Source organism: Moellerella wisconsensis ATCC 35017 (genome assembly GCF_001294465.1).
Taxonomy (GTDB): domain Bacteria; phylum Pseudomonadota; class Gammaproteobacteria; order Enterobacterales; family Enterobacteriaceae; genus Moellerella; species Moellerella wisconsensis.
The window spans coordinates 128,617-154,397 of the sequence record NZ_LGAA01000003.1; the positions used below are offsets into that span (position 1 = coordinate 128,617).

Consider the following 25,781-nt stretch of genomic DNA (forward strand, 5'->3'; position numbering starts at 1 on the left):
TGAACGTGAGTGGCAGTTCATAGCGAGAAAAATCGTCTAATAGGAATAAATTTCGTTATAATCTAATTAGTTAACCATATAAAATAACCCATAATATCTGCAATTTTAATCATAAGCATCAGGGCCTAATAAGCACAAAATGCAAAAATATCAGCGAGTTACACACTAAATGGGTAAAAAATCATGGTATGTATATTTAATTCGAGCCAATAATGATGCCTTATATTGTGGAATTAGCACCGATGTGGCTAAACGTATTGAGGTACATCAACGCGGTCAAGGGGCTAAATATTTAGTTGGTAAATTACCGCTACGCTTGGTGTATCAGGCTGAGGCTGGGGATCGTTCCAGTGCCTCAAAAATAGAGTATTGCATTAAGCAATTGAAAAAAAGCCAAAAAGAGAGGCTGGTCATTGACCAACCTCAGAATATTATCGCCTATCTTGAGCACATTTGTGCTCGTCACTGAATCACGGCAACTACACCTACCGCAGGGCTATAACTTAGTCACACGGCGTTATTGCAGGCTATCAAACAGCGTTGAATAACTAACCTGCCCTGTATGGGCGTCTAACGCATCATTTTCTAAACCGTACACCATAAAGTGCGCTTGATGCTCTGGCCATTGACAATGGAGCTGATGTTGCTCAGCCAGCTGGAAGCCGAAACGCTGATAATAGGCAGGGTCGCCGAGCACCACAACCGCACCATAGCCAAATTCATTCAGGCTATCTAATCCTTCATAAACTAACTTTTCACCTAGCCCTTGGCCACGATGTTCAACATCGACCGCTAACGGTGCTAACCCGACCCACTGCACATCTTCGCCGTTAACATCTACCGGAGTAAAGCCGACATAACCAATGACTTCACCTTCGTCACTAGTCGCGACTACGCCTAAAGTAAGTAGCCCATCTTCTCTTAATTGGCGCACTAAATCGGCTTGGTAAGGCGTAGGAAAACAGCGACGCAATAAACGGTCAATGCCCATAGCATCGACGGGAATTTCAACGCGGATTAGCATGATATCAGCCCAGTACTATTTTGCGTTGCTGCTGAACCCTCCTGCGGTTTATTTTGTTGAATAAATTCAGCTAATTGCATTAAACCAAAGCGTAGAGGTGCTGGCATTTTTTCTAACTCAAAAGCATCCATTAGGTTTTTAACATACAGACCTAATTCGGTATCCCCTTCAATTACTAAGCGGCGTTGAAAAAACAGACTGTCGGGATCTTCTTTACGCGCGGCAATTAAAATCAATTCATTGGCATTACCGCTAATACTGACATCGGCGGTGCCTTGTGGGCGGACCATTAACTGGCCATTTTGCAAACTAATAAACCAAACCAGTTGTAAATCAGTAATTTCAACTTTTAGCCATTTATTTTCCAAAAAATCCAGCTCACCGTCGATCAGTGATTCATGGAACTGCCATTTTAATAATTGTTCCAACACTTGACGCTGAAGGGCGAAAGGGGTCATTTTCAACGGCAGTCGCATCAAAGATGGGCCTTTACTCACAAGTTGTGAACGAAACTTTTCTAGCATAGCTCAGACTCCTCTAACTTCGATATACCTAAGATACCCCTGACATAATTCAAATTTTTGGGGCGTAACCGCCATTTATTGATTCAAGTTACACGGCATATATGGCGGGCCATTTGATGAGATAATAAGGGTATTGTGTCAAAATAAGCGACAATCGCTATGATCCTATATCAATAATCATCCATTCTGCCAGAGTTTATTTTCTCAATCGGACGTCATTCCCGCAATCTCAATCATAAAATGCCATTTAACTGCCTTAAATCAAAATGTTGTTTACTGGTCTTGATTACAATCCTGATAGCTGAAAATTTATACTGAGATCAAAACTGAGATTAAAAATATGGAATTACTCTGCCCGGCAGGCAATTTGCCCGCATTAAAGTCAGCAGTAGAAAACGGTGCGGATGCCGTTTATATCGGTTTAAAAAATGACACCAATGCACGGCATTTTGCCGGATTGAATTTTACCGAAAAAAAACTGCATGAAGCCGAACGTTATATTCACCGAAATAAACGCAAACTGCATATCGCTATTAATACATTTGCTCATCCAGATGGCTATGAGCGGTGGCAAAATTCGATTGATTTAGCCGCAGATTTAGGCGCTGATGCGCTGATCCTCGCCGATATCGCCATGCTTGAATATGCGGCGCATAAATACCCGCACATTGAACGCCATGTTTCTGTACAAGCCTCCGCGACCAATACCGAGGCTATTCGCTTTTATCAACGTAATTTTCAAGTTCATCGGGTGGTATTACCCCGAGTTTTATCGATGCATCAAGTCAAACAATTAGCCAAAAGTAGTCCGGTACCGCTAGAGGTTTTTGCCTTTGGTAGCTTGTGCATTATGGCGGAAGGCCGTTGTTATCTTTCCTCTTATTTAACTGGCGAATCGCCGAATACCGTGGGTGCCTGTTCTCCGGCCCGTTTTGTGCGCTGGCAAAAAACAGCAACTGGCATGGATTCACGCCTAAACGAGGTATTAATTGACCGCTATGATCACAATGAGCATGTGGGATATCCGACGCTGTGTAAGGGCCGCTATCTGGTTGATGATCATAAATATCACGTCCTCGAAGAACCCACCAGCTTGAATACCATTGAATTAATTCCTGATTTGATGGCGGCAAATATTGCATCGGTCAAAATAGAGGGGCGTCAACGTAGCCCGGCATATGTCAGTGAAGTCACGCGTATTTGGCGTCAAGCAATTGATCGCTATCAAGCCAATCCTGCGGGATTTGAGGCCGATCCGCAGTGGTCTAAAAGTTTGGGCGATTTGTCTGAAGGCCAGCAAACCACGCTGGGCGCGTATCATCGTAAATGGCAGTAAAGGCGTCAAAGGGAAAGTATATGAGATATTCATTAGGCTCAGTATTATATTACTGGCCACGCACGGTATTAGAGGATTTTTATCACCAAGCAGCGCAAAGTGAGGCCGATATTATTTATCTCGGTGAATCCGTTTGCAGTAAACGCCGCGAATTAAAACCGGCAGATTGGATTGAACTTGGGCGTCAATTAGCCTCCCAAGGTAAACAAGTGGTATTAACCTCTCTGGCATTATTGCAAGCGCCGTCAGAACTGAAAGAAATTTGCAAATTAGTCGATAATGGTGAGTTTCTCCTCGAAGCACATGATTTTGGGGTGATCAATATGCTCGCCGAGCGCGGATTGCCTTTCGTTGCTGGTCATGGGCTCAATTGCTACAATGCTTATGCGCTTAAATCGTTGTTAAAACAAGGGATGACACGTTGGTGTATGCCGGTCGAGCTGTCGCGAGATTGGCTGATTAATTTACTCAATCAATGTGAAAGCTTGGGGATCCGCGATCAATTTGAGATTGAAGTGATGAGCTATGGCCATTTACCGCTGGCTTATTCTGCTCGTTGTTTTACCGCCCGCTCTGAAAACCGCTCTAAAGACGAATGTGAAACTTGCTGCATCAATTATCCGCAAGGACGCAAAGTATTTTCTCAAGAGCAGCAGCAAGTGTTTATTCTTAATGGGATCCAAACACAAAGTGGCTATTGCTACAATTTGGGTAATGAGCTGAATTCGATGCAAGGATTGGTCGATATTGTGCGTATTTCACCTGAAAATATCGATTCCCTAAATATCTTGGCGCAATTTAAAGCGAATCAACTGGGCACGGCCCCGCTAAATCTGGCGGCAGAGCCCAGTTGTAATGGCTATTGGCGTAACATTGCTGGGTTATCAATGGCCCAATAAACATTAATCATGATGCTGGGACTTTTTGTGGATGAGATGGCGTAATTTATGACTGTAATGGCGTAATTCACCGTTTCGCAGCATGCCAACAAAAACTCCCAGTAGGGTATAAATCACTCCGAGAGTCAGCATCATCACGATATCCATCAAAACGCCAGTAAAAGGTAATCCCAGCTGGTTAATACCGGCAATAGCGTTAGTCGCCCAAGTAGAAGGCAGCGCAGAGGCTATCATTCGAACCCAATCCGGCATCGCTTGTAATGGCCAAATAGTGCCGGACATATAAAACACTGGCGTGGTAATAAATGCCAAGGTTAAATAAATCATTTCCACGCTACGCAGACATTCGGTCACCAGTTTGCCTAATCCGAGTACGGCCAATAAAAAAGGGAACGTTAGCATCCACAGTTCGTACAGTGGGGCTTCTTGGCGATAGCCTAGTACCCAAGGCCATAACGCAAAAAATACCGTGGATAAAAATAACCAGATAGGTAATAACGCCGATAACGCGCCGAGATAAACCGCTAATGGCGGCTTACCTTTAGGGGTACCTCGAATAGCAATACTTACCCTTACGCAGGCAATTAACAGTGAATGCTGTAATAACATCACTAAAAGCCCAGGGAAAACAATCGCCGCAAAACTCACGCCGGGATTATATAATGCAATAGTTTCACTTTTCACGGGAGTGATCACTAACGCAGCTTGCTCCGCACTATAACCGGCGTCGCGTAATAACGCGGTATTATAATCATTGAGTAGCTGGGTATAAGCAATGGATAATTCTTGTTGAATCTGTCCACTGGCTAATCGGTTAGTTCCATCACCGTAAACCGGCACCGTAATATTTTTACCTTCGAGCAGATATTTTTCAAAATTGGTTGGAATAATAATAATCGCAAACAGCTGCCGGCTGATCATATCCTGCCGTGCTTGGGCTAAATTATCGTAACTGTGTAATTGCACTTTCGGTGTGGCATCTAAATCGCGAATTAATACCCGACTTGCAGAGCTATGGTCTTGGTCAATCACCGCGACAGGAAGCTCCCATAACACCGGCTTGGCATAGACTAAACTCATGATGCATAAAGAAACCAGCAGCAACAGCCACATTGGTTTATCCAGCATGCCTAGTAGCACCTTTTTGAAGGTGGCAAAATAAACCGGCATTATTCACTCCCTCCTTGGGCTGCAAGTCGTTTAAACAGTCGGTGACGTACTAAAAATGCACAGACTAACGGATAAATCAATAAATACAGACAAACTTCAATAATCCGCCATCCGGTGACTTCACGCAGAAAAATATCAAACATCGCATTCAAAGCATGAGTTAATGGCTCTATATTTGAAATCACGCGCGCCGGCCAAATCATAGAAAGTTCGGGAACCGCCATACCGGAAAAAGCCAAGGCGATACTGACCAATATCCCAATTAAGCTGTACGCCATAATCGCACTGGAGGTAAAAGTGAACAGCAATAAGCCAATACTCTGTGCCGCTATCACATAGAAGAAACCGACCATAATCATATATAGCGGATTACCGGTAACCTTAGCATCAAATAGTGTCACTAATGCCGCTATTTCTATCACCAATAAAGTGATGAAAAATAAGGTATAAGGTGCCATTTTACCCAGCAAAGCCGGGACAAAAGGAGTGATCGATTGCAGAATCGATCCCCGCGACATGGTGTAAATGGTACAGGTCACCACAAATAGCTGAAGCATATGAATAGTGGCCGCAAATTGCTGATAATAAATATAACTGCCACTTGGATTAAATAAGCTATCGTAAGATAAGGTAACATTCGCCAAAGGCGGAAGTTTATGCCCCATCGAAGACGCCATCAGCACCCGATATTTAGCATTCAGTTCGGCCACCAGCCCACTGAAATCCTGTATCGCATAACTGCCCGAGGCATAAAATAAGGCGTTGTAATACATTCTAATTTCGGGTTGGCGACCACTGAGCGCCTCTTTTTCAAAATCAGGCGGGATATACAGCACCGCATAATCTTTGGCGCTGGCCATTCTTTTTATCGAGGTATCAACGTTATTATCAACCGCTTTAACATCGGCATGAGGTCCGGCGTTTAAATCGCGGATTAATTGCCGAGACAACGGGCTGTGATCGTTATCCACTACCGAGACGGGCAAATCCATTAAGGTGCCTTCAGAAAAATTGGCGCTCACCAAGGTGAATAACATTAGTGGAAATAACCAACTTAACCAATGGAATACCGGGCTACGGATCGCGGATTTTGTTTCTCGGCTAAAGGCATTTTCAAAGCCTCTCCAAGCAAATTTAGCTTTCATACTGCGCCTTATTATTTATCCCAGCGCCACAATGTACTCATGCCCGGACGAAGACCTTCCACAGGCTCCAAGGGGTATAAGCGAACTTCAAAGGTTTTTAAATCGAAGTCCCCGGTTGCACGCGTGGCTCTCTTGGTCGCGTAATCGCCTTTAGGGGCGATAAAACGCACTTCCGCATCGATTTCTTTATCACCTAATGCCGGAACTCGTAATTTAATAATGTCACCTTTTTTGACATTAACTAAAATATCTTCGCGTAGATTATAAATAAAATAGGCTTGAGGCAAACGGATCAACGACACTAATGGGCTACCGGCATTAAATAATTCGCCTACTTCTGCAGGGATTGGTCCGACTTCACCTTCAACCGGGGCTTTTACTTGTAAATCATCAACCTGTACTTGAATCTCAGCCAGTTTCTGCTCTGCTTGTGTTAATTCGGCTTGATATTGATGACGTAGCTCAACACGATCGCCATTTTTGCCTTCATCTAACTGGGCTTTAGCACTCAGTACCTGTTGATAAGCCACATCTTTTGCTTTACGGGCATTATCTAACTCATTCGCAGACACATATCCCTTCGCCGATAAATTACTTAACCGTGTATATTCATGGCTAGCGTTCTGATATTGCGATTGAGCCTGAGCAACCTGCGCCGCTAAATTACGCAGCGTTTCTTCACGCGTACCGTGCAGCGATAAGGCTAATTGAGCTTTAGCTTGGTCGCGCGCCGCAACAACAGCGGCATATTGTGCATTGAGTTCGGGGCTTTCCAGCGTTAATAATAACTGTCCTTGTTTAACATCATCACCACGCTCAATATGACGTTCAATGACCCGGCCGGTGGCTTTAGAAGTCACCACCACTTCCGGAGCATCAACTTCACCTTGTAATAACAAATATTGATTATGGGAATGAAAAAGAGCGGCTGTTGCAATTAAAATCAACATCAGCAGGATCAGTACAATCGTTCTTTTTTTCATTATGTTTATGAACCTTAAAAATAATGTATCCAAAATCATTCGAGTTGCAGGAACGCAATCGAAGAGATCAATAAGATTACATACGTCAGTATGTTTAGAAGAGTAAAGCTAACTAATATGCCCGCAATATAAGTATGACGGATATAATGGCAGAAACTATTATCGATACAGTATGACAATAATTTACAACAAAGCGTTAATAAATTCGTGCGCTAGCTCACTGACAGAAAGGGAATAGCACCCGAATAATACCGGAATAGTGCAACTGAAAATCACTTATGTCAAATTTTCGTGATATGAATATTAACAATAATATTCGCCACACAATAATCCAATTAAGTTAAAATAGACGCTTTGCCTCCCTACTGGAAAACCTATGTACGAGTTTGATCTAGTCCTCCTACTCTTGCAGCAGATGTGCGTGTATTTAGTGATAGCTTGGGCATTAAGCAAAACACCGCTGATCATTCCTTTGCTAAAAGTCACCATTCGTCTGCCCCATAAAGTCATGTGTTACTTTATTTTCTCCATTTTCTGCATCATGGGCACTTATTTTGGCTTACATATCAATGACTCGATAGCCAATACTCGCGCAATCGGTTCAGTATTAGGCGGCTTACTCGGTGGCCCCGGTGTTGGTTTTTTGGTTGGCTTTACCGGCGGATTGCACCGCTATTCCCTCGGCGGTATGACCGCATTCAGCTGTATGGTATCGACTATCGCAGAAGGACTGATAGGGGGGCTGATCCATAGCTACTATATGAAGCGCGGTAAAATTAATAAGTTATTTAATCCGTGGACCGCTGCTGGAGTAACACTATTTGCCGAAATCATCCAAATGCTAATTATCTTATTATTGGCTAAACCCTTTAATGAGGCTTTAGCGTTAGTAAAAAATATTGCCGCCCCGATGGTGATTGCCAACAGTATTGGCGCCGCAATGTTTATCCGTATTTTATTAGATAGGCGCGCCATTGTAGATAGGTATACCTCCGCATTTTCAGCCCAAGCAATGAAAATAGCCGTATGTACAGAAGGTATTTTACGCAAAGGCTTCAATGCGGATAACAGCATGAAAGTGGCTAAAATCATTTACCAGCAGCTAGAAATTGGTGCCGTTGCGATTACCGATCGCGAAAAATTATTAGCCTTTATAGGGATAGGCGCAGATCACCATATTCCCGGCACCCCGATTGCGTCGATACAATCGCGTCGAGCGATCGACTTCAATGAAGTCGTCTATGCCGACGGCAATGAGACCCCGTATAAATGTTCACTCGATCCTACCTGTAAATTGGGTTCTGCATTGGTTATACCTTTACGCGGTGAAAATCAACGCGTTATAGGAACGATAAAACTTTATGAAGGCAAAAATCGTTTATTCAGCTCAATTAATCGTACCCTAGGGGAAGGTATCGCCAGTTTATTCTCTGCACAGATCCTCGCCGGACAATATGAACGCAATAAACAATCACTGCTGCAATCTGAAGTTAAGTTGTTGCATGCCCAAGTTAATCCACATTTTCTATTTAATGTGCTCAATACACTCCAAGCAGTAATCCGGCGTGATAGCCAGCAAGCGGGACAATTAGTGCAATATATCTCAACATTTTTTCGTAAAAATCTTAAACGTCCGGAGAATAATGCCACGCTGGGTGAAGAGATAGAGCACGTTAATGCATATTTACAGATTGAAAAAGCACGTTTCCGTGATAATTTACAGGTTCATTTTGAGATCCCAGATCAGCTTAATCTGGTCGAGCTACCGGCTTTTTCTCTCCAACCGATGGTAGAAAATGCCATAAAACATGGAACATCACAGTTATTAGGCATTGGGCGTATTACAATACGTGCTTATCAATATAATCAATGTGTTTGTATCGAAATTGAAGACAATGCCGGACTCTATCAACCCTCGCCGCTCAGTGATGGCTTAGGAATGAGTTTGGTGGATAAACGACTGCGCTTAAAATACGGCGAAAAATATGGGGTTAGCGTGGAATATGAGCCCGAAGAATTTACCCGTATCAAACTAAATTTGCCGTATTATTCACACAACCTAATAAAATAATTAAAAAATAATGAATGTACTAATTGTTGATGATGAACCCTTAGCCCGAGAAAACCTGCGTTGCTTACTCGAAGATATAGCAGATATTGAAATTATCGGCGAATGCGCCAATGCCATCGAAGCTATTAGCGCTATCCATAAATTAAAGCCGGATGCGGTGTTTTTGGATATTCAAATGCCTCGCGTTACTGGCTTAGAGATGGTGCGCATGCTTGATCCCGAAGACCGACCTTATATCATTTTCCTCACCGCTTTTGATGAATATGCGATTGAGGCCTTTGAGGAGCATGCGTTTGATTATTTGCTGAAGCCGGTAGAAAAACAGCGCATGGAAAAAACGCTGCATCGATTACGACAAGGTAAGCAAAAGCAGAATATCGAAGCGTTAGTCGGTAGCGAGCCACTCAAGTTTATTCCTTGTACTGGTCACAGTCGTATTTGGCTAATGAAGCTGGATGAAGTTTTATACGTCACCTCACGCATGAGCGGTGTATTTGTGATTAGTAAGCAAGGCCAAGAAGGCTTTACGGAATTGACGTTACGTACCCTTGAAATGCGAACGCCACTAGTTCGCTGCCATCGTCAATATTTGGTCAATATGACTCAGTTAAATGAAATTTTATTCGGTGATAATGGGCAAGCTGAGTTAGTGCTGAGTAATGGAGAACGCATCCCAGTCAGCCGCCGTTATCTTAAACCACTCAAAGAAGCATTAGGGTTAATCTAAGCAATCATATATTATGAAATAATTATAATTAACCTAAACCTAAAGGAGTCAGGTGAATGGCTGATTTTTATCTTCAAATTAGAACTGATTCAATGACATTAAAAAATCTGGAAACTCACGATGAGCATTCAGCACAAGGTCATTTCTCTTCAGTCCGCTTGATCATCGGCGATTATTATTCGGCTGAATTTATTCTGCGACAACTGGTTGAGCAAATGGGTCTGCGTGTTTCATTGCCGTTTAGCACTCATCATCGTGTTGTGGTACAAGCGCTAGATAAAATCGAAGGTGGGCTAAGTGAAGTTGAAATTCGTTTACTCAAAGAAGTGGTTTCTGGTGGATTTGCCCAAAAAGTGAAAAAAATTGTTGTCTGCTGCGATAATTTACCCTTACCTCAAAGTGAGGCCAAAGCATTACTCGAAAACACCCAATAATTTTTATGAGTCGTCAGAGGGTTATCCTCTGGCGACCTAATCTTCTTTCTCTACCCTAATCATATACTCAATATTCTAAGACGCCTCATCGTACTATAGTCCTTACTTTCTATTCCCATATCTCTATTTTTTACGCTCTAGTTGATTGTTTAGTTTAGCTTTTCACGCTGATATTCCCATCGGGGAAGTCTGCAAAAGTTAACATCACAATATAAAATCTATAAAAAAACCAAAAAAAACCGGACAAATGTCCGGTTTTTAGTGTCTCATCAACTGAGCACAAGCCAATTAAACGCGATAATTATGCGTTATTGCTTGGAGTGCGGCGACGTGGCGCGGCTGATGCGGCACCATCTTCGCTACGACCACGGAAACCACCGCGATCATTTTTACGCTCACCACCACGACGTGGAGCACCTGCACCGGCACCACCCGCTGAACTACCTTCTCCACGACGAGGAGCACCACCACCACGACGCTCACGGCGTTCAAATGGTTGAGCTTCACCCATCAGTTGGATCTGCATAGGTTTATTCAGAATGCGTGTACGGCTTAAATGGCTCACTAAATCATTTGGCATGCCTTTTGGCAGTTCAATAGTCGAGTGAGTTCCGAACAGTTTGATGTTACCAATGTAACGGCTGCTGATATCGGCTTCGTTCGCAATCGCACCAACAATATGACGAACTTCAACACCATCATCGCGGCCAACTTCAATACGGTACAGTTCCATATCGCCGACATCACGACGTTCGCGACGCGCTGGTTTATCACCATTTCGGTCACCGCGATCACCACGGTCACCACGATCGAAACGGTCATTACCACGGCGACGGTCGTCAGAACGGTCATTTGATTCACGACGTGGACGACGTGGAGCTTCTGGTGGCAGGATCAGAGGACGTTCGCCCTGTGCCATTTTCAGCAATGCTGCTGCCAGAGTTTCGATATCTGAATCTTCACCAGGAACTAATTTAGCCAGTAATGCACGATATTGTTCTAAATCAGCACTTTCTAGCTGTTTTTGAACAGTTTCGGCAAATTTAGCTAAACGACGTTCAGTCAGCAGATCTGCATTTGGCAGTTCAACTTCAGGAATAGTCAGTTTCATGGTGCGTTCAATGTTGCGCAGTAAACGACGCTCACGGTTCTCAACGAACAGTAATGCGCGACCAGCACGACCAGCACGGCCTGTACGACCGATACGGTGAACGTAAGATTCAGCATCCATAGGGATGTCATAGTTAACAACTAAGCTGATACGCTCAACATCCAGACCACGAGCCGCAACATCAGTTGCGATCAAAATGTCTAAACGACCATCTTTTAAACGTTCTAATGTTTGTTCGCGCAGTGCTTGGTTCATATCACCATTCAATGCCGCGCTGTTATAACCGCTACGTTCTAAGGCTTCTGCAACTTCTAATGTGGCATTTTTAGTACGCACAAAGATAATTGCTGCATCAAAATCTTCCGCTTCAAGGAAACGAACCAGCGCTTCATTTTTACGCACACCATAAGCAGTCCAGTAGCTCTGAGTAATATCAGGGCGAGTGGTTACGCTAGACTGGATACGGATTTCTTTTGGATCTTTCATGAAACGACGGGTGATACGACGGATCGGATCTGGCATCGTTGCAGAGAAAAGCGCCGTCTGGTGATTTGCTGGGATTTGGCTCATGATGTTTTCAACATCTTCAATAAAGCCCATACGCAGCATTTCATCAGCTTCGTCCAGAACCAGACCTTTTAATTGAGAAAGATCTAAAGTTCCACGTTTCAAATGGTCAAGCAGACGTCCTGGAGTCCCCACGACAACTTGTGGTCCTTGACGCAGTGCACGCAATTGAACGTCATAACGTTGGCCACCATACAGGGCAACAACATTGACACTTTTCATATGTTTAGCAAAGTCACCCATCGCTTCTGAAACCTGAACGGCCAGTTCGCGAGTTGGGGCTAAGACTAAAATTTGCGGCGCTTTTAAGTTAGGATCGATATTGTTCAGCAACGGTACACCGAATGCTGCTGTTTTACCGCTTCCTGTTTGTGCCATACCCAGCACATCTGACCCTTGTAACAGATGAGGGATACATTGTTGTTGAATTGGTGAAGGTTTTTCGTAACCTAAATCACTCAGTGCAGTCAAAATAGATGCTGATAAACCAAGATCAGCAAAAGAGATATCAGTCTCTGTAGTCATGTAAAGGTGCCTCATACTTAATGGCGGCCAGTTTACATAACACAGCGAAAATCGTTTCCGTCATTTTCATTTAAAATGTGAACTGGCTCAAATTATATTATTAAACGAACAGATAAGCCCTCATCGTGTCTAGATGATGACTTAAAATTTTGTGTGAAAATGTTCGTCAGCTATTGCTGGCCCGATTCTGAAAGGTCGTCTTGTTCTTGGCCTAATAGCGCCAATTCCAACAATGCATAGCGGTGTTCAACAAAACTGTGAGCGTTGTTGGCTACCGTCAGTTTGAATAATGCAACCGCATTATTCTTATCCCCCAGACTTAGGTAATTTTTACCTAAATAGAAGTTAGTTTCACTGAGATGTTCAGCGAGCGAAGTGTTATCCATTGAATTTTGTTTTAAACGCTCCATCAATGTATTTTCATTGATGTTCCCTAAATAAAATTCAACAATGTTCCAGCCCCATTGCCCTTTTTCCGATTTGTCATAACGTGCCGACAAGTTAGCTTTCGCTACTTGGGGATCAATTTCTTTTTCCACCAAATAAAGCCATAAGCTACGGAAAGGGTCGTTTGGATCGTCTTGATAATACGCCAGCAGATCATCCTGCGCTAATTTATACCGGCCACCGTAATAAAGTGCGATGCCTCGGTTCATACGCGCGAAATTGTAAGTTGGATCAAGTTCTAATACAGAATCAAACGCTTCATAGGCGGCATCATAGTTGCCTGCCTGCGTAAAGTATATCCCAAGAAAATTAAAAATCTCTGGAATATCAGGACGTATGGCTAACGCAGTCGAAAAATCGTTGCGAGCCAATGCCCTTAAACCGAGACTATCATACAACACACCGCGCTCATATAAAAGCTGTGCGTACTCATCATCGGTCAATGAACGACTCGCAAGGATTTGTTCCATACGAGCCAATATAACTTCCTGTTGCAATGTAGGTTGTAAAGGAATAGCCAGAACTTGATTAGTTCGCCACTCTTTATTACTGCAGCCAATCAATAAGAAAAGAAATGCCGCAGAGATAAGGCGTACAAACGCATTCGCATCCCTTCTCTTAAGACAGATACTGTTCAGCATATTCCGTCCTTACATTGCTACTGGATCTTTTCAGCAAAATTGCTGAACGGTGCCCTTTTTACAGGACACCTGTTTCAAGGTCAACTTATTCCGCTGAGTCTTGTTGTGCAGCAGGAGCTTCTTCCGTTGTAACGGCTTCTTTCATGCTGAGACGGATACGACCTTGGCGGTCGATTTCCATGACTTTAACTGGAACTTCTTGACCCATTTGCAGATAGTCAGTCACTTTCTCTACACGCTTGTCAGCGATTTGAGAAATATGCACCAGACCTTCTTTACCGCCACCAATTGCAACGAAAGCACCGAAATCAACGATACGCGTTACTTTACCTTGGTAGACGCGATTAACTTCAACTTCTGCGGTAATTTCTTCGATACGACGGATAGCTTCTTTGGCTTTTTCACCATCAGTTGCCGCGATTTTTACAGTACCATCGTCTTCGATTTCGATAGTCGTTCCTGTTTCTTCAGTCAGCGCACGAATAACAGAACCGCCTTTACCAATCACATCTTTGATTTTATCAGAGCTGATTTTGATGGTATGAATGCGTGGTGCAAACTGAGAAATATCATCGCGTGGGCTATTGATAGCCTGTTCCATGACCGTTAGGATATGTAAACGCGCGCCTTTAGCTTGGTTCAGTGCCGCTTGCATGATTTCGCGGGTAATACCCTCGATTTTAATATCCATCTGCAATGCGCTGATACCTTCACGGCTACCGGCTACTTTGAAGTCCATGTCGCCTAAGTGATCTTCATCACCCAGAATATCAGACAGAACTACATAGTTTTCATCTTCTTTAACTAAGCCCATTGCAATACCTGCAACCGCAGCTTTAATTGGCACACCCGCATCCATCAGTGCTAAAGAAGCACCACAGACAGAGGCCATTGAGGATGAACCGTTTGATTCAGTGATTTCAGAAACCACACGGATCGTGTATGGGAATTCAGCCTGAGTTGGCATCACTGCCAATACACCGCGTTTAGCCAAACGACCATGACCAATTTCACGACGTTTAGGTGAACCGACCATTCCAGTTTCGCCCACAGAGTATGGAGGGAAGTTGTAATGGAATAAGAAGCTGTCAGTACGTTCGCCCATCAGCTCATCGATGTTCTGGGCATCGCGTGCCGTTCCCAGAGTTGCGGTAACCAGCGCCTGAGTTTCACCACGAGTAAACAATGCTGAACCGTGAGTACGTGGTAGAACGCCAGTACGTACATCTAACGCACGGATCATGTCTTTTTCACGGCCATCGATACGTGGCTCACCACGTAATACACGGCTACGAACTACTTGTTTTTCTAAACCAGACAGCAGGTCTGAGATTTCAGATGCGTCTAAAGTTTCGTCTTCTGCTAATAATGCGGCAGTAACTTCTTCTTTGATCAGATTAACTTGTGTATAACGCTCTTGTTTTTCAGTGATACGGTAAGCATCGCCTAGACGGCTTTCAGCCAGTGCTGCAACACGATCGCTCAGCGCTTGGTTAACTGGCTCTGGCTGCCAATCCCATTTCTCTTTACCAACTTCTGCAACCAGTGCATTGATATTTTCAATTACCACTTGTTGTTGATCGTGACCAAACACAACTGCACCGAGCATTTCTTCTTCGCTCATCAGTTCTGCTTCTGATTCAACCATCAATACTGCGCCTTCAGTACCGGCAACAACTAAATCTAAACGGCTTTCTTTTAATTCGTCAGCGGTTGGGTTCAGTACATATTGGCCATCAATGAAACCAACACGTGCAGCACCAATTGGGCCATTGAATGGAACACCTGACAGTGACAGCACCGCAGATGCACCAATCATTGCTACGATGTCTGGATTAACTTGTGGGTTAACAGAAACAACGGTAGCGATAATTTGAACTTCGTTTAAGAAGCTATCTGGGAACAATGGGCGTAATGGACGGTCGATTAAACGAGCGATCAGTGTTTCGCCTTCGCCAGGACGGCCTTCACGACGGAAGAAACTTCCTGGAATACGGCCTGCTGCGTAAGTACGTTCTTGATAGTTAACAGTTAAAGGGAAAAAGCTTTGCCCTTCTTTAACTTTTTTCTGCGCAACAACAGTAACGAGAACCGCAGTATCGTCCATGTTGACCATAACTGCTGCTGTCGCTTGGCGCGCCATCATACCGGTTTCGATAGTGACTGTGTGTTGACCGTATTGGAATTTACGAATAGTAGGATTTAGCAAAATAGTACCCTTTCTTAGACCACATGATTTCATTCATCTGTGGCATTAGTTTTCTCTTCTTACTACATCCTCGCGACTAATGAGAGGACTGAAACGGGTTATTGATACTCTAGCTGATTAGCTGTTAGTCAATATTCAATACTCTCATTAGCCGCGCGAATCGGTTGTAGCCGAAGAGGCTCATACAATAATAATGTTATTTAACTTCTGTGCGGCTAAATAAAGTTCACTGCTGATTATTTATCAGTCTGATATTAACTTTAGCCAAACAACTTTAGTCAAAACAGTAACGATGAGTTACATCGACCGGATTGAATTTAGCACAAGAAGCTTATTGCTTCACGCCTTATATGCCCACAATACTGTAATCTATATGGGATATATAGCCAGCCAATATTAACGCTTTACCCCGAGAAATTCAGGAATAAATTAACCGCCAATCAAAATAGATGCGAGCGGCGCATTCAGCTGATCTAGTTTAACATTTTAGTTAAGTGAATTTCGAGTCTAACTTCACTTGAAATAAAATATTCCGCTATTTAAATAGTATAAATAGTACTTTTCAATATCATTTAAGGAGTAGAAAAGACTATTTCCAAAGCGATTTTTACAACATTGGCTGATATAAAGATCAACTCTATCCAGAAGAAAAGGGGCCAATAGGCCCCTTTCCACTGAAACTTGCTTGATTAGCGACGCAGACCAAGACGCTCTAACAGAGCGGTATAACGTGCAACATCTTTGCTTTTCAGGTAGTTCAGCTGGTTACGACGCTGAGCAACCATACGCAACAGACCACGACGGCTATGGTGATCTTTTTTGTGCTCTGAAAAGTGACCTTGCAGGTGATTAATTTGCGCAGTTAACAGTGCAACTTGAACTTCACTTGAACCAGTGTCGTTTTCGCCACGGCCAAATTCTGCAACAATTTTTGCTTTCGCTTCAGTACTTAGAGACATAATAACTCCAGATGATTGATATATTAGGTAACGAGAGCCAATCTCTAATTTAGCTTCTCAAAATAAAGCTTAATATTTATAAACCGCAGCTATCATAACGCTAACTGTTTCTAACCGCACCGGTTCTCATCGAACATATACAGAGAGTCAACATAAAAGCCCAATAACAACCAAAGCCATATAAATAGTTAAGCGGCGTCATTCTACGCTGCTTATCAACACAACGCAATATGACAACCCAACGACGTTATTCGTTGATTGGATTTTCAACGACTAATCGACGTGGAGCAACTAAACCTTCTTCGTTGATCACAGCAATACCAATAAATTTGGCATCATCTCCTCGGGTGACACGTACCATTTCACCTTCTGGCAAGTTGTTTATCGCCGTTCTTACTGGCTGACCTTGCTGGAAATAACCGGCTGTGGTTTCACAAAGATTAACCGCTGGAAAATGCACGACCGCGGTATCCATAGGTAATAATAGAGGGTCTAGCACCTCTTCTAGTGGATGCCCTTGTTGTTCGGCAAGTTCCTTTAATGCGGTTAATTGTTCTAATGTCACCATTCTTTCATACGGATAGTTAGCGACTTGTATGCGGCGCAAATAAATAACATGTGCGCCACATCCGAGAAGTTCACCAAGATCATCAGTAATCGTTCGAATATAGGTGCCTTTAGAACAATGAATTTCTAATTCCAGTTCATCACCTTCCCAGCGAATAAACTGCAATTCATAAACAGTAATCGGACGCGCATCGCGCTCTACCGTTATGCCTTTGCGGGCGTATTCATATAACGGTTTACCTTGATGTTTCAAGGCTGAGTACATTGATGGAACTTGCAGTGTTTCACCGCGAAAACTGTCCAGTGCAGCATCAAGCTGTTCTTGAGTCACATTCACTGGGCGCTCACTGATAATTTGCCCCTGAGAATCAGAGGTATCAGTACGCTGCCCTAGACGCGCAATAACGCGATAGCGTTTGTCGGAATCGAGTAAGAACTGAGAGAACTTTGTCGCTTCACCTAAACACACTGGCAACATGCCTGTTGCCAGTGGATCTAGCGCACCAGTGTGACCGGCTTTGTTCGCATTAAACAGGCGGCGAACCTTCTGCAGTGCATCATTAGAGGAAATATCTTGCGGTTTATCCAGTAATAATACGCCATGTATATCACGGCCACGACGACGGCGAGCCATTATTTTTCCTCTTGTCCATCTGTATCTACGCGACGTTTTTCATCATCACGTACCACATTAGACACCAGGTTTGACATCCGCATCCCTTCGACTAATGAGCTATCATAAGAGAATGTTAATTCTGGTAATACGCGTAAACGCATTGATTTTCCTAGCAATGAACGAATAAATCCCGCAGCTTCGTTCAATGCTTTAATGCCATTTTTAACCATTTCAGAATCATGCTCTGCATCCAAAAAGTTTAAAAAAGTCACATAAACTTTTCCGTAGGCTAGATCTCGTGATAATTCGACACCTGAAACTGTCGCCATTCCGATACGAGGGTCTTTAATTTCACGCTGTAGGATAATGGCGATTTCTTTCTGCATTTCCTGAGCGACGCGCTGAGCGCGGGTAAATTCTTTTGCCATCGTTATATCTCCTGACATTTAGGGGGGCATATAGCCCCCCTAACAATATAGTAAGATGAACTTGCGGTAAAATTAACCGTCGATAGAACGTTTGATTTCAATGATCTCAAAGACTTCGATCATATCACCAGGGCGGACATCGTTGTAGTTTTTAACACCGATACCACATTCCATACCGTTACGAACATCACTCACATCATCTTTAAAGCGACGTAATGATTCTAATTCACCTTCGTAAATAACCACGTTATCACGCAGAACGCGAATTGGGTTATTACGTTTAATCGTACCTTCAACCACCATACAACCAGCAACGGCACCAAATTTCGGTGATTTAAACACATCACGAACTTCAGCCAGACCAATGATTTGTTGTTTGTATTCAGGTTCAAGCATACCACTCATCGCCTGTTTGATTTCATCAATCAGACTATAGATAACCGAGTAGTAACGCAAATCAACACTTTCGCTTTCAATGACACGACGTGCAGATGCATCAGCACGAACGTTAAAGCCCAGGATGATGGCATTTGATGCTGCAGCCAGTGAAGCGTCAGTCTCTGTGATACCACCCACACCTGAACCGATGATTTTAATTTTAACTTCATCAGTAGACAGTTTTTGCAGTGAGTCAGTAATGGCTTCACAGGTTCCTTGAACATCGGTTTTCAGTACGATATTCAATTCAGAAACTTTACCTTCTTCCATGTTCGCAAACATGTTTTCCAGTTTAGATTTCTGCTGGCGAGCCAGTTTCACATCACGGAATTTGCCTTGACGATACAGAGCAACTTCACGTGCTTTTTTCTCATCGCGAACGACTGTTGCTTCATCACCGGCAGAAGGAACGCTGGACAGACCCAGAATTTCGACTGGCATTGATGGACCGGCAGTTTGAACTTCTTTACCTAATTCGTTGCGCATTGCACGAATACGGCCATATTCAAAACCACACAGTACGATATCGCCTTTGTTCAATGTACCTTCTTGAACCAGGATAGTCGCAACTGGACCACGGCCTTTATCAAGATAAGATTCAATGACAACACCGCTTGCCATACCTGTACGAACAGCGCTCAGTTCAAGAACTTCAGCTTCTAACAGGATAGCTTCCAGCAGTTCATCAATACCGGTACCTTTCTTCGCTGAAACATTAACGAATTGGTTTGTTCCACCTAATTCTTCAGAGAAGATACCGTATTGCATTAATTCATTTTTGACGCGTGTAGGGTCAGCTTCTGGTTTATCCATTTTGTTGATAGCAACAACAACTGGAACGCCTGCGGCTTTCGCATGCTGAACGGCTTCAACCGTCTGAGGCATAACGCCATCATCTGCAGCAACAACCAGAACCACGATATCCGTTGCTTGTGCACCACGAGCACGCATTGAAGTAAACGCGGCGTGTCCCGGAGTATCAAGGAAGGTAATCATACCTTTATCAGTTGTTACATGATAAGCACCGATGTGCTGGGTAATCCCGCCCGCTTCGCCAGAGGCGACTTTTGTTGAGCGAATATAATCCAGTAATGAGGTTTTACCATGGTCAACGTGACCCATAATGGTAACCACTGGTGGACGTGGCTCTGCGATTGATTCGCCGCCTGTATCACGGTCGCTCAGGATAGCTTCTTCTAATTCGTTTTCACGACGCAGAATAACTTTATGTCCCATTTCTTCCGCAACCAGTTGAGCAGTTTCCTGATCAATAACCTGGTTAATCGTTGCCATAGCGCCCATTTTCATCATAGTTTTGATGACCTGAGAGCCTTTAACTGCCATTTTATTAGCCAGTTCAGCAACAGTAATGGTTTCACCAATGATAACGTCACGGTTTACTGCAGCAACGGGCTTGTTAAAGCTCTGTTGCAGTGAGCTACCTTTACGGTTCTTTTTAGATTTACCATTACGACCGACAGCACGCTCTTCTTCGCGATCTGCTTTCTCAGAAAGTTTATTGCCTTTCTTTTGACGCGGAGCTTTAGTCGTACGGTTACGTGTGCGACGACCTTCTTCTTTTGCATCACTCTCATCTTCTGCTTCTTGAGCATGGCGATAAGTGGTTGTATGGTAATCGGTTACTTCTTCAGTTGGTGCATCTTCAGTAACTGGATTTTCTGCGGCCATACGGCGAGCCTCTTCAGCAACACGAAGCGCATCGGCTTCGACTTTACGACGAACTTCTTCTTCGGCTTTGCGTTTTAATTCCGCAGCTTCCGCTTCAAGACGTTGTTTTTCACTGATTACTTCACCGGTTTTGCCTGATTTCTGTTGATTTTCGCTTTGTTTCACTTTCTCTATTTCCGCTGCTTCGCGCTTAGCTTTTTCAGCTGCTTCACGTCTTGCTTTATCTTCGGCGTTACGCTTTGCTTCTGCGTCACGTTGTGCTTTCTCTTGAGCATCACGTTTCGCTTTTTCTTCCGCTTCGCGTTGTGCCTTTTCTTCAGCTTCGCGCCGTGCTTGCTCTTCCGCTTCACGCTTCGCCTGCTCTTCCGTTTCTGCCTGTTCTACAGCATCGCGGTTTACATATGTACGTTTTTTGCGGACTTCGATATTTACCGATTTGCTTTTGCCACCGGTGACGGGGACACTCAACGTACTACGAGTCTTCCGTTGTAGTGTCAATTTACTTGGCTGACCTGCTGTACCGCCTTGTTCACGATTCAGATGTGCCAGCAAAGTTTCTTTTTCATTCTGACTAACAGAGTCACTCTCACCTTTTTTGATCCCTGCGTCAGCAAATTGCTGTACCAGGCGTTCAACTGAGGTTTGAATTTCTGCTGCCAATGATTTTACAGTTTCTGTCATTCCATTCCTTCCTGCTACAGTGATTATGCATCGTTACCAAACCAGCAGATATTACGTGCAGCCATGATGAGTGTTCCCGCTCTCTCATCATCCAGACCTTCGATATCAGTAAGGTCGTCGATGCCCTGTTCAGCAAGATCTTCCAGAGTACAGATACCATGAGCCGCTAATTCATAGGCCAATGCGCGTTCCATACCTTCTAGAGTTAATAAATCTTCTGCAGGCTGATTATCGCCTAAGCTCTCTTTCTGAGCTAATTCCAGCGTAGTTAGGGCTGCTTTTGCTCTTTCACGCAGAACTTCGATAGTCTCTTCATCAAGACCTTCAATTTCCAGAAGTTCGCTGATAGGCACGTAAGCTAGTTCTTCTAACGTAGAGAAGCCTTCTTCTACCAGTGTAGTGGCAAACTCTTCATCAATATCAAGATGCTTAGTAAATGTATCAATAGAAGCATGTGCTTCCGCTTGATGTTTTGCATTCAGCTCATCGTCAGTCATGACATTTAATTCCCACTTGTCATTACCACGATGTATTTTCAGTAATTGCGCCGCTAAGCGTACGTTTTGTCCATTACGGCCAATCGCTTGTGCCAAATTACTGCTTTCAACAGCAACATCCATTGTGCAATTATCTTCATCAACCACAATAGAAGCAACATCTGCTGGAGCCATTGCATTAATCACGAATTGCGCTGGGTTATCATCCCATAATACGATATCAATTCGTTCACCGCCCAGTTCACTGGAAACGGCTTGTACTCGCGCGCCACGCATTCCAACACACGCACCCACTGGGTCAATACGTTTGTCATTGGTTTTTACAGCAATTTTAGCACGAGAACCAGGATCACGAGCTGCGGCTTTGATTTCAATAATCTCTTCGCCGATTTCCGGTACTTCAATGCGGAACAGTTCAATCAACATCTCAGGACGTGAGCGAGTCACAAATAATTGTGCTCCACGCGCTTCTGGACGAACATCATACAGTACACCGCGAATTCGGTCACCTGGGCGGAAATTCTCACGTGGCAACATATCTTCACGCAGGATAACAGCTTCAGCGTTGTTACCTAAATCTAAGGTAATGTTATCACGATTTACTTTTTTAACCTGAGCGGTGATGATTTCACCTTGTTGCTCACGGAATTGTTCAACAACCATCGCACGCTCTGCTTCGCGAACTTTTTGTACGATAACTTGTTTAGCCGTTTGCGTAGTAATACGGTCAAATACAACCGATTCAATCTCATCTTCAATATAGTCGCCTAACTGTATTGAAGGATCATCGAAATTTGCGGCTTCAAACGTAATTTCGCGAGTCGGCATGGTGACTTCATCAACCACTAACCAACGACGGAAAGTCTCAAAATCGCCGGATTTACGGTCAATACTGACACGAACTTCAATTTCTTGCTCATACTTTTTCTTGGTGGCAGTTGCTAGAGCAGTTTCAAGTGCCTCGAAGATTTTTTCACGAGGAAGGGATTTTTCATTAGAAACCGCTTCCACAACAGCCAGAATTTCTTTGTTCATCCTAGTTGCCTCATTGAACTTAATTAAAAGTGGGGTACCAGGTTAGCTTTCTGGATGTTGCTCAACGCGAACACTTCATCCTTACCATCCACAGTAACCGTTATCATTTCACCATCAACGGCTTTAATTATACCTTGCCATTTACGGCGGTTCTGCATTGCAATGCGTAAAACCACTGTCGCCTCTTCACCGATATAACGAACAAATTGTTCAGCGGTAAAGATAGGACGGTCTAGACCTGGTGACGAAATTTCCAGGTTATAAAGTACAGCGATAGGATCTTCTACATCCAATACCGCACTGACCTGGTGGCTAACATCAGCACAATCATCAACAGTGATGCCATCTTCACTATCAATGTAAACACGTAGTGTTGAAACACGTGCACGGATAAACTCAAGGCCAACAAATTCAAAGCCTAAAGCCTCTACAGGTGCTGAAATCATCTCTGTTAATTTTTGATCTAATGTGGACAAGCCCACCCCCAGACATAAAAAAAGGGCTATAAAAGCCCAGTTAATTCGGTTGTCAAATAACAAAAAACCCCGAAATTCGGGGCTTAAGTAACTGGACCCTGTAGTGTCAACGGGTTCAACCAGTTTCTTAGTAATCTTTTAAAATTAGAGTTAATCGTGTAAATACCGATAAATGCATTTGAAAAGATAGTTGACTAAGAAGTGGTTGCGGGAGCCGGATTTGAACCGACGACCTTCGGGTTATGAGCCCGACGAGCTACCAGACTGCTCCATCCCGCGTTCGAAAACGTGACATATACTACGCTGATAACCTGCAAATCGCAAGCTATACAAATAATGGTGCCGAGAAGGGGACTTGAACCCCTACGCCCGTTTTGTAGGCACTACCACCTCAAGGTAGCGTGTATACCAATTTCACCACCTCGGCACAGAAATGAGATTATTCGCTTTTTTAACAATCTCATTTTTAAACTTTACTTTACTACTTTCGATAATTTGGTATCGACACAAAATTATCTATTTGGAATCTAGGACACTTAACGTGGAATATCACTCGTTGGTGTCGCTGGTGCTACCGGAACGTCTGTTGGTCGCTCGACTTTTGCCGGTTCGCTAATGTTTTCCCATTCGCTACCAGTTCCATACTTATTGGCTGTCATATTGCCTAAAGTTAAACTGAGAATGAAAAACAGCGCTGCAAAGATCCCAGTCATACGAGTCATGAAGTTACCAGAGCCCGATGAACCAAACAGTGTTGCAGAAGCACCCGCACCGAAAGAAGCACCCATGTCAGCGCCTTTACCCTGCTGGAGCATTATCAGAGCAACAAGCCCAATTGCAACTAGCAAGAAAACAATTAAAAGAGCTACGTACATTTGAGTTACCTATTTTCAATAGCGGTTCATAACTTAATCGTTATGACAAAATAACTGCACACCTACTCACTTCCTCTTAACAGGAATGAGCGGGTGTGGATATTAACGAAAGCCGGGCTGACAAGCAAGAGTATTTTCATTTAAATCGACTATTTGCGGAAAAAAACACCAGTAATTACACCGCTATTTATGTTCAACTTATGGTCATTATTTTTCTATATAGTTTTATCTATAACTTTCTATACAGTCTATCTCTTGCTACCTAACATCAATAATATCATTAAGCGCATTAGTAAAGCAAAACACGCCTAATGATCCTTGTCATTTTATCGATGATTTTATGACTATTTTATTAATAAATAGCCATTAACCAGCCATTTTAACCGCATCAGCAATACGGTGCGCCATAGCCGTCACTTCGGCCTCATTTTCGCCTTCGACCATCACTCGAATTAATGGCTCAGTGCCTGATTTTCTGAGTAATACTCGTCCTTTACCCGCCAACTCTTTGACCACTTGTTCATTCACATTTTGTACTAATTCTGACTGTAATGGGTCATGAGATCCGGAAAAACGTACATTGACCAGTATCTGAGGTAGTAACTTCATACCACTGCATAAATCATGCAAACTCATGTGGTTACGTACCATAGCGCTTAAAATTTGTAAGCCCGCAACAATCCCGTCACCAGTGGTCGTTTTATCCAGTAAAATAACATGGCCTGAATTTTCCGCGCCCATACGCCAGCCTTTTTCTTGAAGTTTTTCAAGTACATATCGGTCACCAACTTTCGCGCGTTCGAAAGGAATACCCAGTTGCTTTAACGCAATCTCCAATCCCATATTACTCATTAAGGTGCCAATAACACCACCGCGTAGTTGCCCTTGGCGTAGAGCTTCGCGAGCAATAATATACAAAATTTGATCGCCGTCGACTTTATTACCTAAATGGTCAACCATTATAATTCGGTCGCCATCACCATCAAAGGCTAAACCAACATGCGCTTTCTCTTCGAGAACATGTTTTTGTAATAAGCGCACATCGGTTGCACCACACTCTTCATTGATATTAATACCGTTTGGTTCGCAACCAATAGCAATAACTTCTGCGCCGAGCTCGCGCAATACATTCGGTGCAATGTGATAAGTTGCACCATTAGCACAATCAATGACAATTTTTAATCCACCCAAGCTTTGGTCACTTGGAAAGGTACCTTTACAGAATTCAATATAACGGCCAGCAGCATCAACGATACGATTCGCACGTCCTAACTCTGCAGATTCAACGCAAGTAATCGGTTTTTCCATCTCAGCTTCAATAGCTTCTTCTACATCGTCCGGTAATTTAGTCCCGTCAATGGAGAAAAATTTAATCCCGTTATCGTAATATGGATTATGTGAGGCAGAAATTACAATTCCTGCTTCAGCACGAAATGTACGGGTTAAATAGGCAACCGCAGGGGTTGGCATTGGTCCGGTAAACGAAGCAGATAATCCTGCTGCCGCTAAACCAGCTTCTAATGACGATTCCAGCATATAGCCTGAAATTCGAGTATCTTTACCAATAATGATTTTACGTGAACCATGACGCGCTAAAACCTTTCCAGCCGCCCAACCTAATTTTAAAACGAAATCTGGAGTGATCGGGCTATCACCTACTTTGCCTCGAATACCATCTGTCCCAAAATATTTACGGTTACTCATAAG

Annotated in this window: 22 protein-coding genes and 2 tRNA genes; 6 read left to right on the top strand and 18 right to left on the bottom strand. The window is 43.4% G+C overall.

Going from position 1 to position 25,781, the window contains the following annotated elements; translation table 11 throughout:
- Positions 1-169: 169 nt before the first annotated feature.
- Positions 170-469: a GIY-YIG nuclease family protein gene (locus M992_RS01580; protein WP_053907079.1), complete on the top strand. Its 300-nt coding sequence runs from the start codon at positions 170-172 to the stop codon at positions 467-469.
- Positions 470-517: 48 nt separating this feature from the next.
- Here the strand turns inward: M992_RS01580 and M992_RS01585 are convergent, their stop codons facing one another.
- Positions 518-1,024, bottom strand: a complete 507-nt coding sequence (locus tag M992_RS01585) for a GNAT family N-acetyltransferase (protein ID WP_047257491.1) — start codon at positions 1,022-1,024, stop codon at positions 518-520.
- Positions 1,018-1,548, bottom strand: coding sequence for a ubiquinone anaerobic biosynthesis accessory factor UbiT (ubiT, locus tag M992_RS01590; RefSeq protein ID WP_053907080.1), 531 nt, complete (start codon positions 1,546-1,548; stop codon positions 1,018-1,020). The genes M992_RS01585 and ubiT overlap by 7 nt, the downstream gene beginning before the upstream one ends.
- 340 nt (positions 1,549-1,888) lie before the next feature.
- Here ubiT and ubiU point away from each other — a divergent pair, with 340 nt between their 5' ends.
- Both ubiU and M992_RS01600 read left to right on the top strand, forming a co-directional pair.
- Positions 1,889-2,884: a ubiquinone anaerobic biosynthesis protein UbiU gene (ubiU, locus tag M992_RS01595; RefSeq protein ID WP_053907081.1), complete on the top strand. Its 996-nt coding sequence runs from the start codon at positions 1,889-1,891 to the stop codon at positions 2,882-2,884.
- Positions 2,885-2,904: 20 nt separating this feature from the next.
- Positions 2,905-3,783 (top strand): U32 family peptidase, encoded by an 879-nt coding sequence (locus tag M992_RS01600; protein ID WP_053907082.1) that lies wholly within the window; start codon positions 2,905-2,907, stop codon positions 3,781-3,783.
- 3 nt (positions 3,784-3,786) lie between these two features.
- On the opposite strand, the gene M992_RS01605 is transcribed toward M992_RS01600, so the two are convergent.
- Genes M992_RS01605 through M992_RS01615 form a run of 3 tightly spaced genes read right to left on the bottom strand, consistent with a single transcriptional unit; the run spans position 3,787 to position 7,081 of the window.
- On the bottom strand, positions 3,787-4,953 hold the full coding sequence (locus M992_RS01605; protein WP_053907083.1) for an ABC transporter permease: 1,167 nt from the start codon (positions 4,951-4,953) through the stop codon (positions 3,787-3,789).
- Positions 4,953-6,098: an ABC transporter permease gene (locus M992_RS01610; RefSeq protein ID WP_053907084.1), complete on the bottom strand. Its 1,146-nt coding sequence runs from the start codon at positions 6,096-6,098 to the stop codon at positions 4,953-4,955. Before M992_RS01610 ends, M992_RS01605 begins: the two co-directional genes overlap by 1 nt.
- Positions 6,099-6,109: 11 nt before the next feature.
- The gene (locus tag M992_RS01615) at positions 6,110-7,081 is read right to left on the bottom strand and encodes an HlyD family secretion protein (protein WP_053907085.1); all 972 of its coding nucleotides are present in this window, start codon (positions 7,079-7,081) and stop codon (positions 6,110-6,112) included.
- A 376-nt stretch (positions 7,082-7,457) separates the two neighbouring features.
- Here M992_RS01615 and M992_RS01620 point away from each other — a divergent pair, with 376 nt between their 5' ends.
- The 3 genes from M992_RS01620 to M992_RS01630 are packed head-to-tail and all read left to right on the top strand — an operon-like array spanning position 7,458 to position 10,313.
- Entirely contained in the window at positions 7,458-9,152 is a 1,695-nt protein-coding gene (locus M992_RS01620) for a sensor histidine kinase (protein ID WP_053907086.1), read from the top strand.
- Between the two features lie 10 nt (positions 9,153-9,162).
- Positions 9,163-9,879 carry a two-component system response regulator BtsR gene (gene btsR, locus M992_RS01625; RefSeq protein WP_047257499.1) on the top strand — a complete coding sequence of 239 codons (717 nt, stop codon included), beginning with the start codon at positions 9,163-9,165 and terminating at the stop codon, positions 9,877-9,879.
- Positions 9,880-9,935: 56 nt separating this feature from the next.
- A complete protein-coding gene (locus M992_RS01630; protein ID WP_053907087.1) occupies positions 9,936-10,313 on the top strand; it encodes a YjaA family stress response protein in 378 nt (125 codons plus the stop codon).
- 301 nt (positions 10,314-10,614) lie between these two features.
- Here M992_RS01630 and M992_RS01635 read toward each other — a convergent pair whose 3' ends face one another.
- The 13 genes from M992_RS01635 to glmM all read right to left on the bottom strand — a co-directional run bounded on the left by M992_RS01635 (position 10,615) and on the right by glmM (position 25,778).
- A complete protein-coding gene (locus M992_RS01635) occupies positions 10,615-12,516 on the bottom strand; it encodes a DEAD/DEAH family ATP-dependent RNA helicase (protein ID WP_053907088.1) in 1,902 nt (633 codons plus the stop codon).
- A gap of 170 nt (positions 12,517-12,686) precedes the next feature.
- A complete protein-coding gene (gene nlpI, locus M992_RS01640; protein ID WP_082120852.1) occupies positions 12,687-13,604 on the bottom strand; it encodes a lipoprotein NlpI in 918 nt (305 codons plus the stop codon).
- Positions 13,605-13,689: 85 nt separating this feature from the next.
- Positions 13,690-15,813 (bottom strand): polyribonucleotide nucleotidyltransferase, encoded by a 2,124-nt coding sequence (gene pnp, locus M992_RS01645; RefSeq protein WP_053907169.1) that lies wholly within the window; start codon positions 15,811-15,813, stop codon positions 13,690-13,692.
- Positions 15,814-16,502: 689 nt separating this feature from the next.
- Positions 16,503-16,772, bottom strand: a complete 270-nt coding sequence (gene rpsO / locus M992_RS01650; RefSeq protein ID WP_047257502.1) for a 30S ribosomal protein S15 — start codon at positions 16,770-16,772, stop codon at positions 16,503-16,505.
- Between the two features lie 247 nt (positions 16,773-17,019).
- Positions 17,020-17,973 carry a tRNA pseudouridine(55) synthase TruB gene (gene truB, locus M992_RS01655; protein ID WP_053907089.1) on the bottom strand — a complete coding sequence of 318 codons (954 nt, stop codon included), beginning with the start codon at positions 17,971-17,973 and terminating at the stop codon, positions 17,020-17,022.
- Complete coding sequence (rbfA, locus tag M992_RS01660) at positions 17,973-18,383, bottom strand: 30S ribosome-binding factor RbfA (protein WP_053907090.1); 411 nt, start codon at positions 18,381-18,383, stop codon at positions 17,973-17,975. The genes truB and rbfA overlap by 1 nt, the downstream gene beginning before the upstream one ends.
- A 72-nt stretch (positions 18,384-18,455) precedes the next feature.
- A complete protein-coding gene (gene infB, locus M992_RS01665; RefSeq protein ID WP_053907091.1) occupies positions 18,456-21,191 on the bottom strand; it encodes a translation initiation factor IF-2 in 2,736 nt (911 codons plus the stop codon).
- A 23-nt stretch (positions 21,192-21,214) separates the two neighbouring features.
- Complete coding sequence (gene nusA / locus M992_RS01670) at positions 21,215-22,723, bottom strand: transcription termination factor NusA (protein ID WP_053907092.1); 1,509 nt, start codon at positions 22,721-22,723, stop codon at positions 21,215-21,217.
- Between the two features lie 23 nt (positions 22,724-22,746).
- Positions 22,747-23,199 (bottom strand): ribosome maturation factor RimP, encoded by a 453-nt coding sequence (rimP, locus tag M992_RS01675; RefSeq protein WP_047257507.1) that lies wholly within the window; start codon positions 23,197-23,199, stop codon positions 22,747-22,749.
- Between the two features lie 202 nt (positions 23,200-23,401).
- Positions 23,402-23,478: transfer RNA gene (locus M992_RS01680), tRNA-Met, on the bottom strand.
- Between the two features lie 58 nt (positions 23,479-23,536).
- Positions 23,537-23,626 (bottom strand) — tRNA-Leu (locus tag M992_RS01685).
- A gap of 109 nt (positions 23,627-23,735) precedes the next feature.
- Positions 23,736-24,074: a preprotein translocase subunit SecG gene (secG, locus tag M992_RS01690; RefSeq protein WP_053907093.1), complete on the bottom strand. Its 339-nt coding sequence runs from the start codon at positions 24,072-24,074 to the stop codon at positions 23,736-23,738.
- Positions 24,075-24,440: 366 nt separating this feature from the next.
- Positions 24,441-25,778, bottom strand: coding sequence for a phosphoglucosamine mutase (glmM, locus tag M992_RS01695; protein ID WP_047257510.1), 1,338 nt, complete (start codon positions 25,776-25,778; stop codon positions 24,441-24,443).
- Positions 25,779-25,781 lie beyond the last annotated feature (3 nt).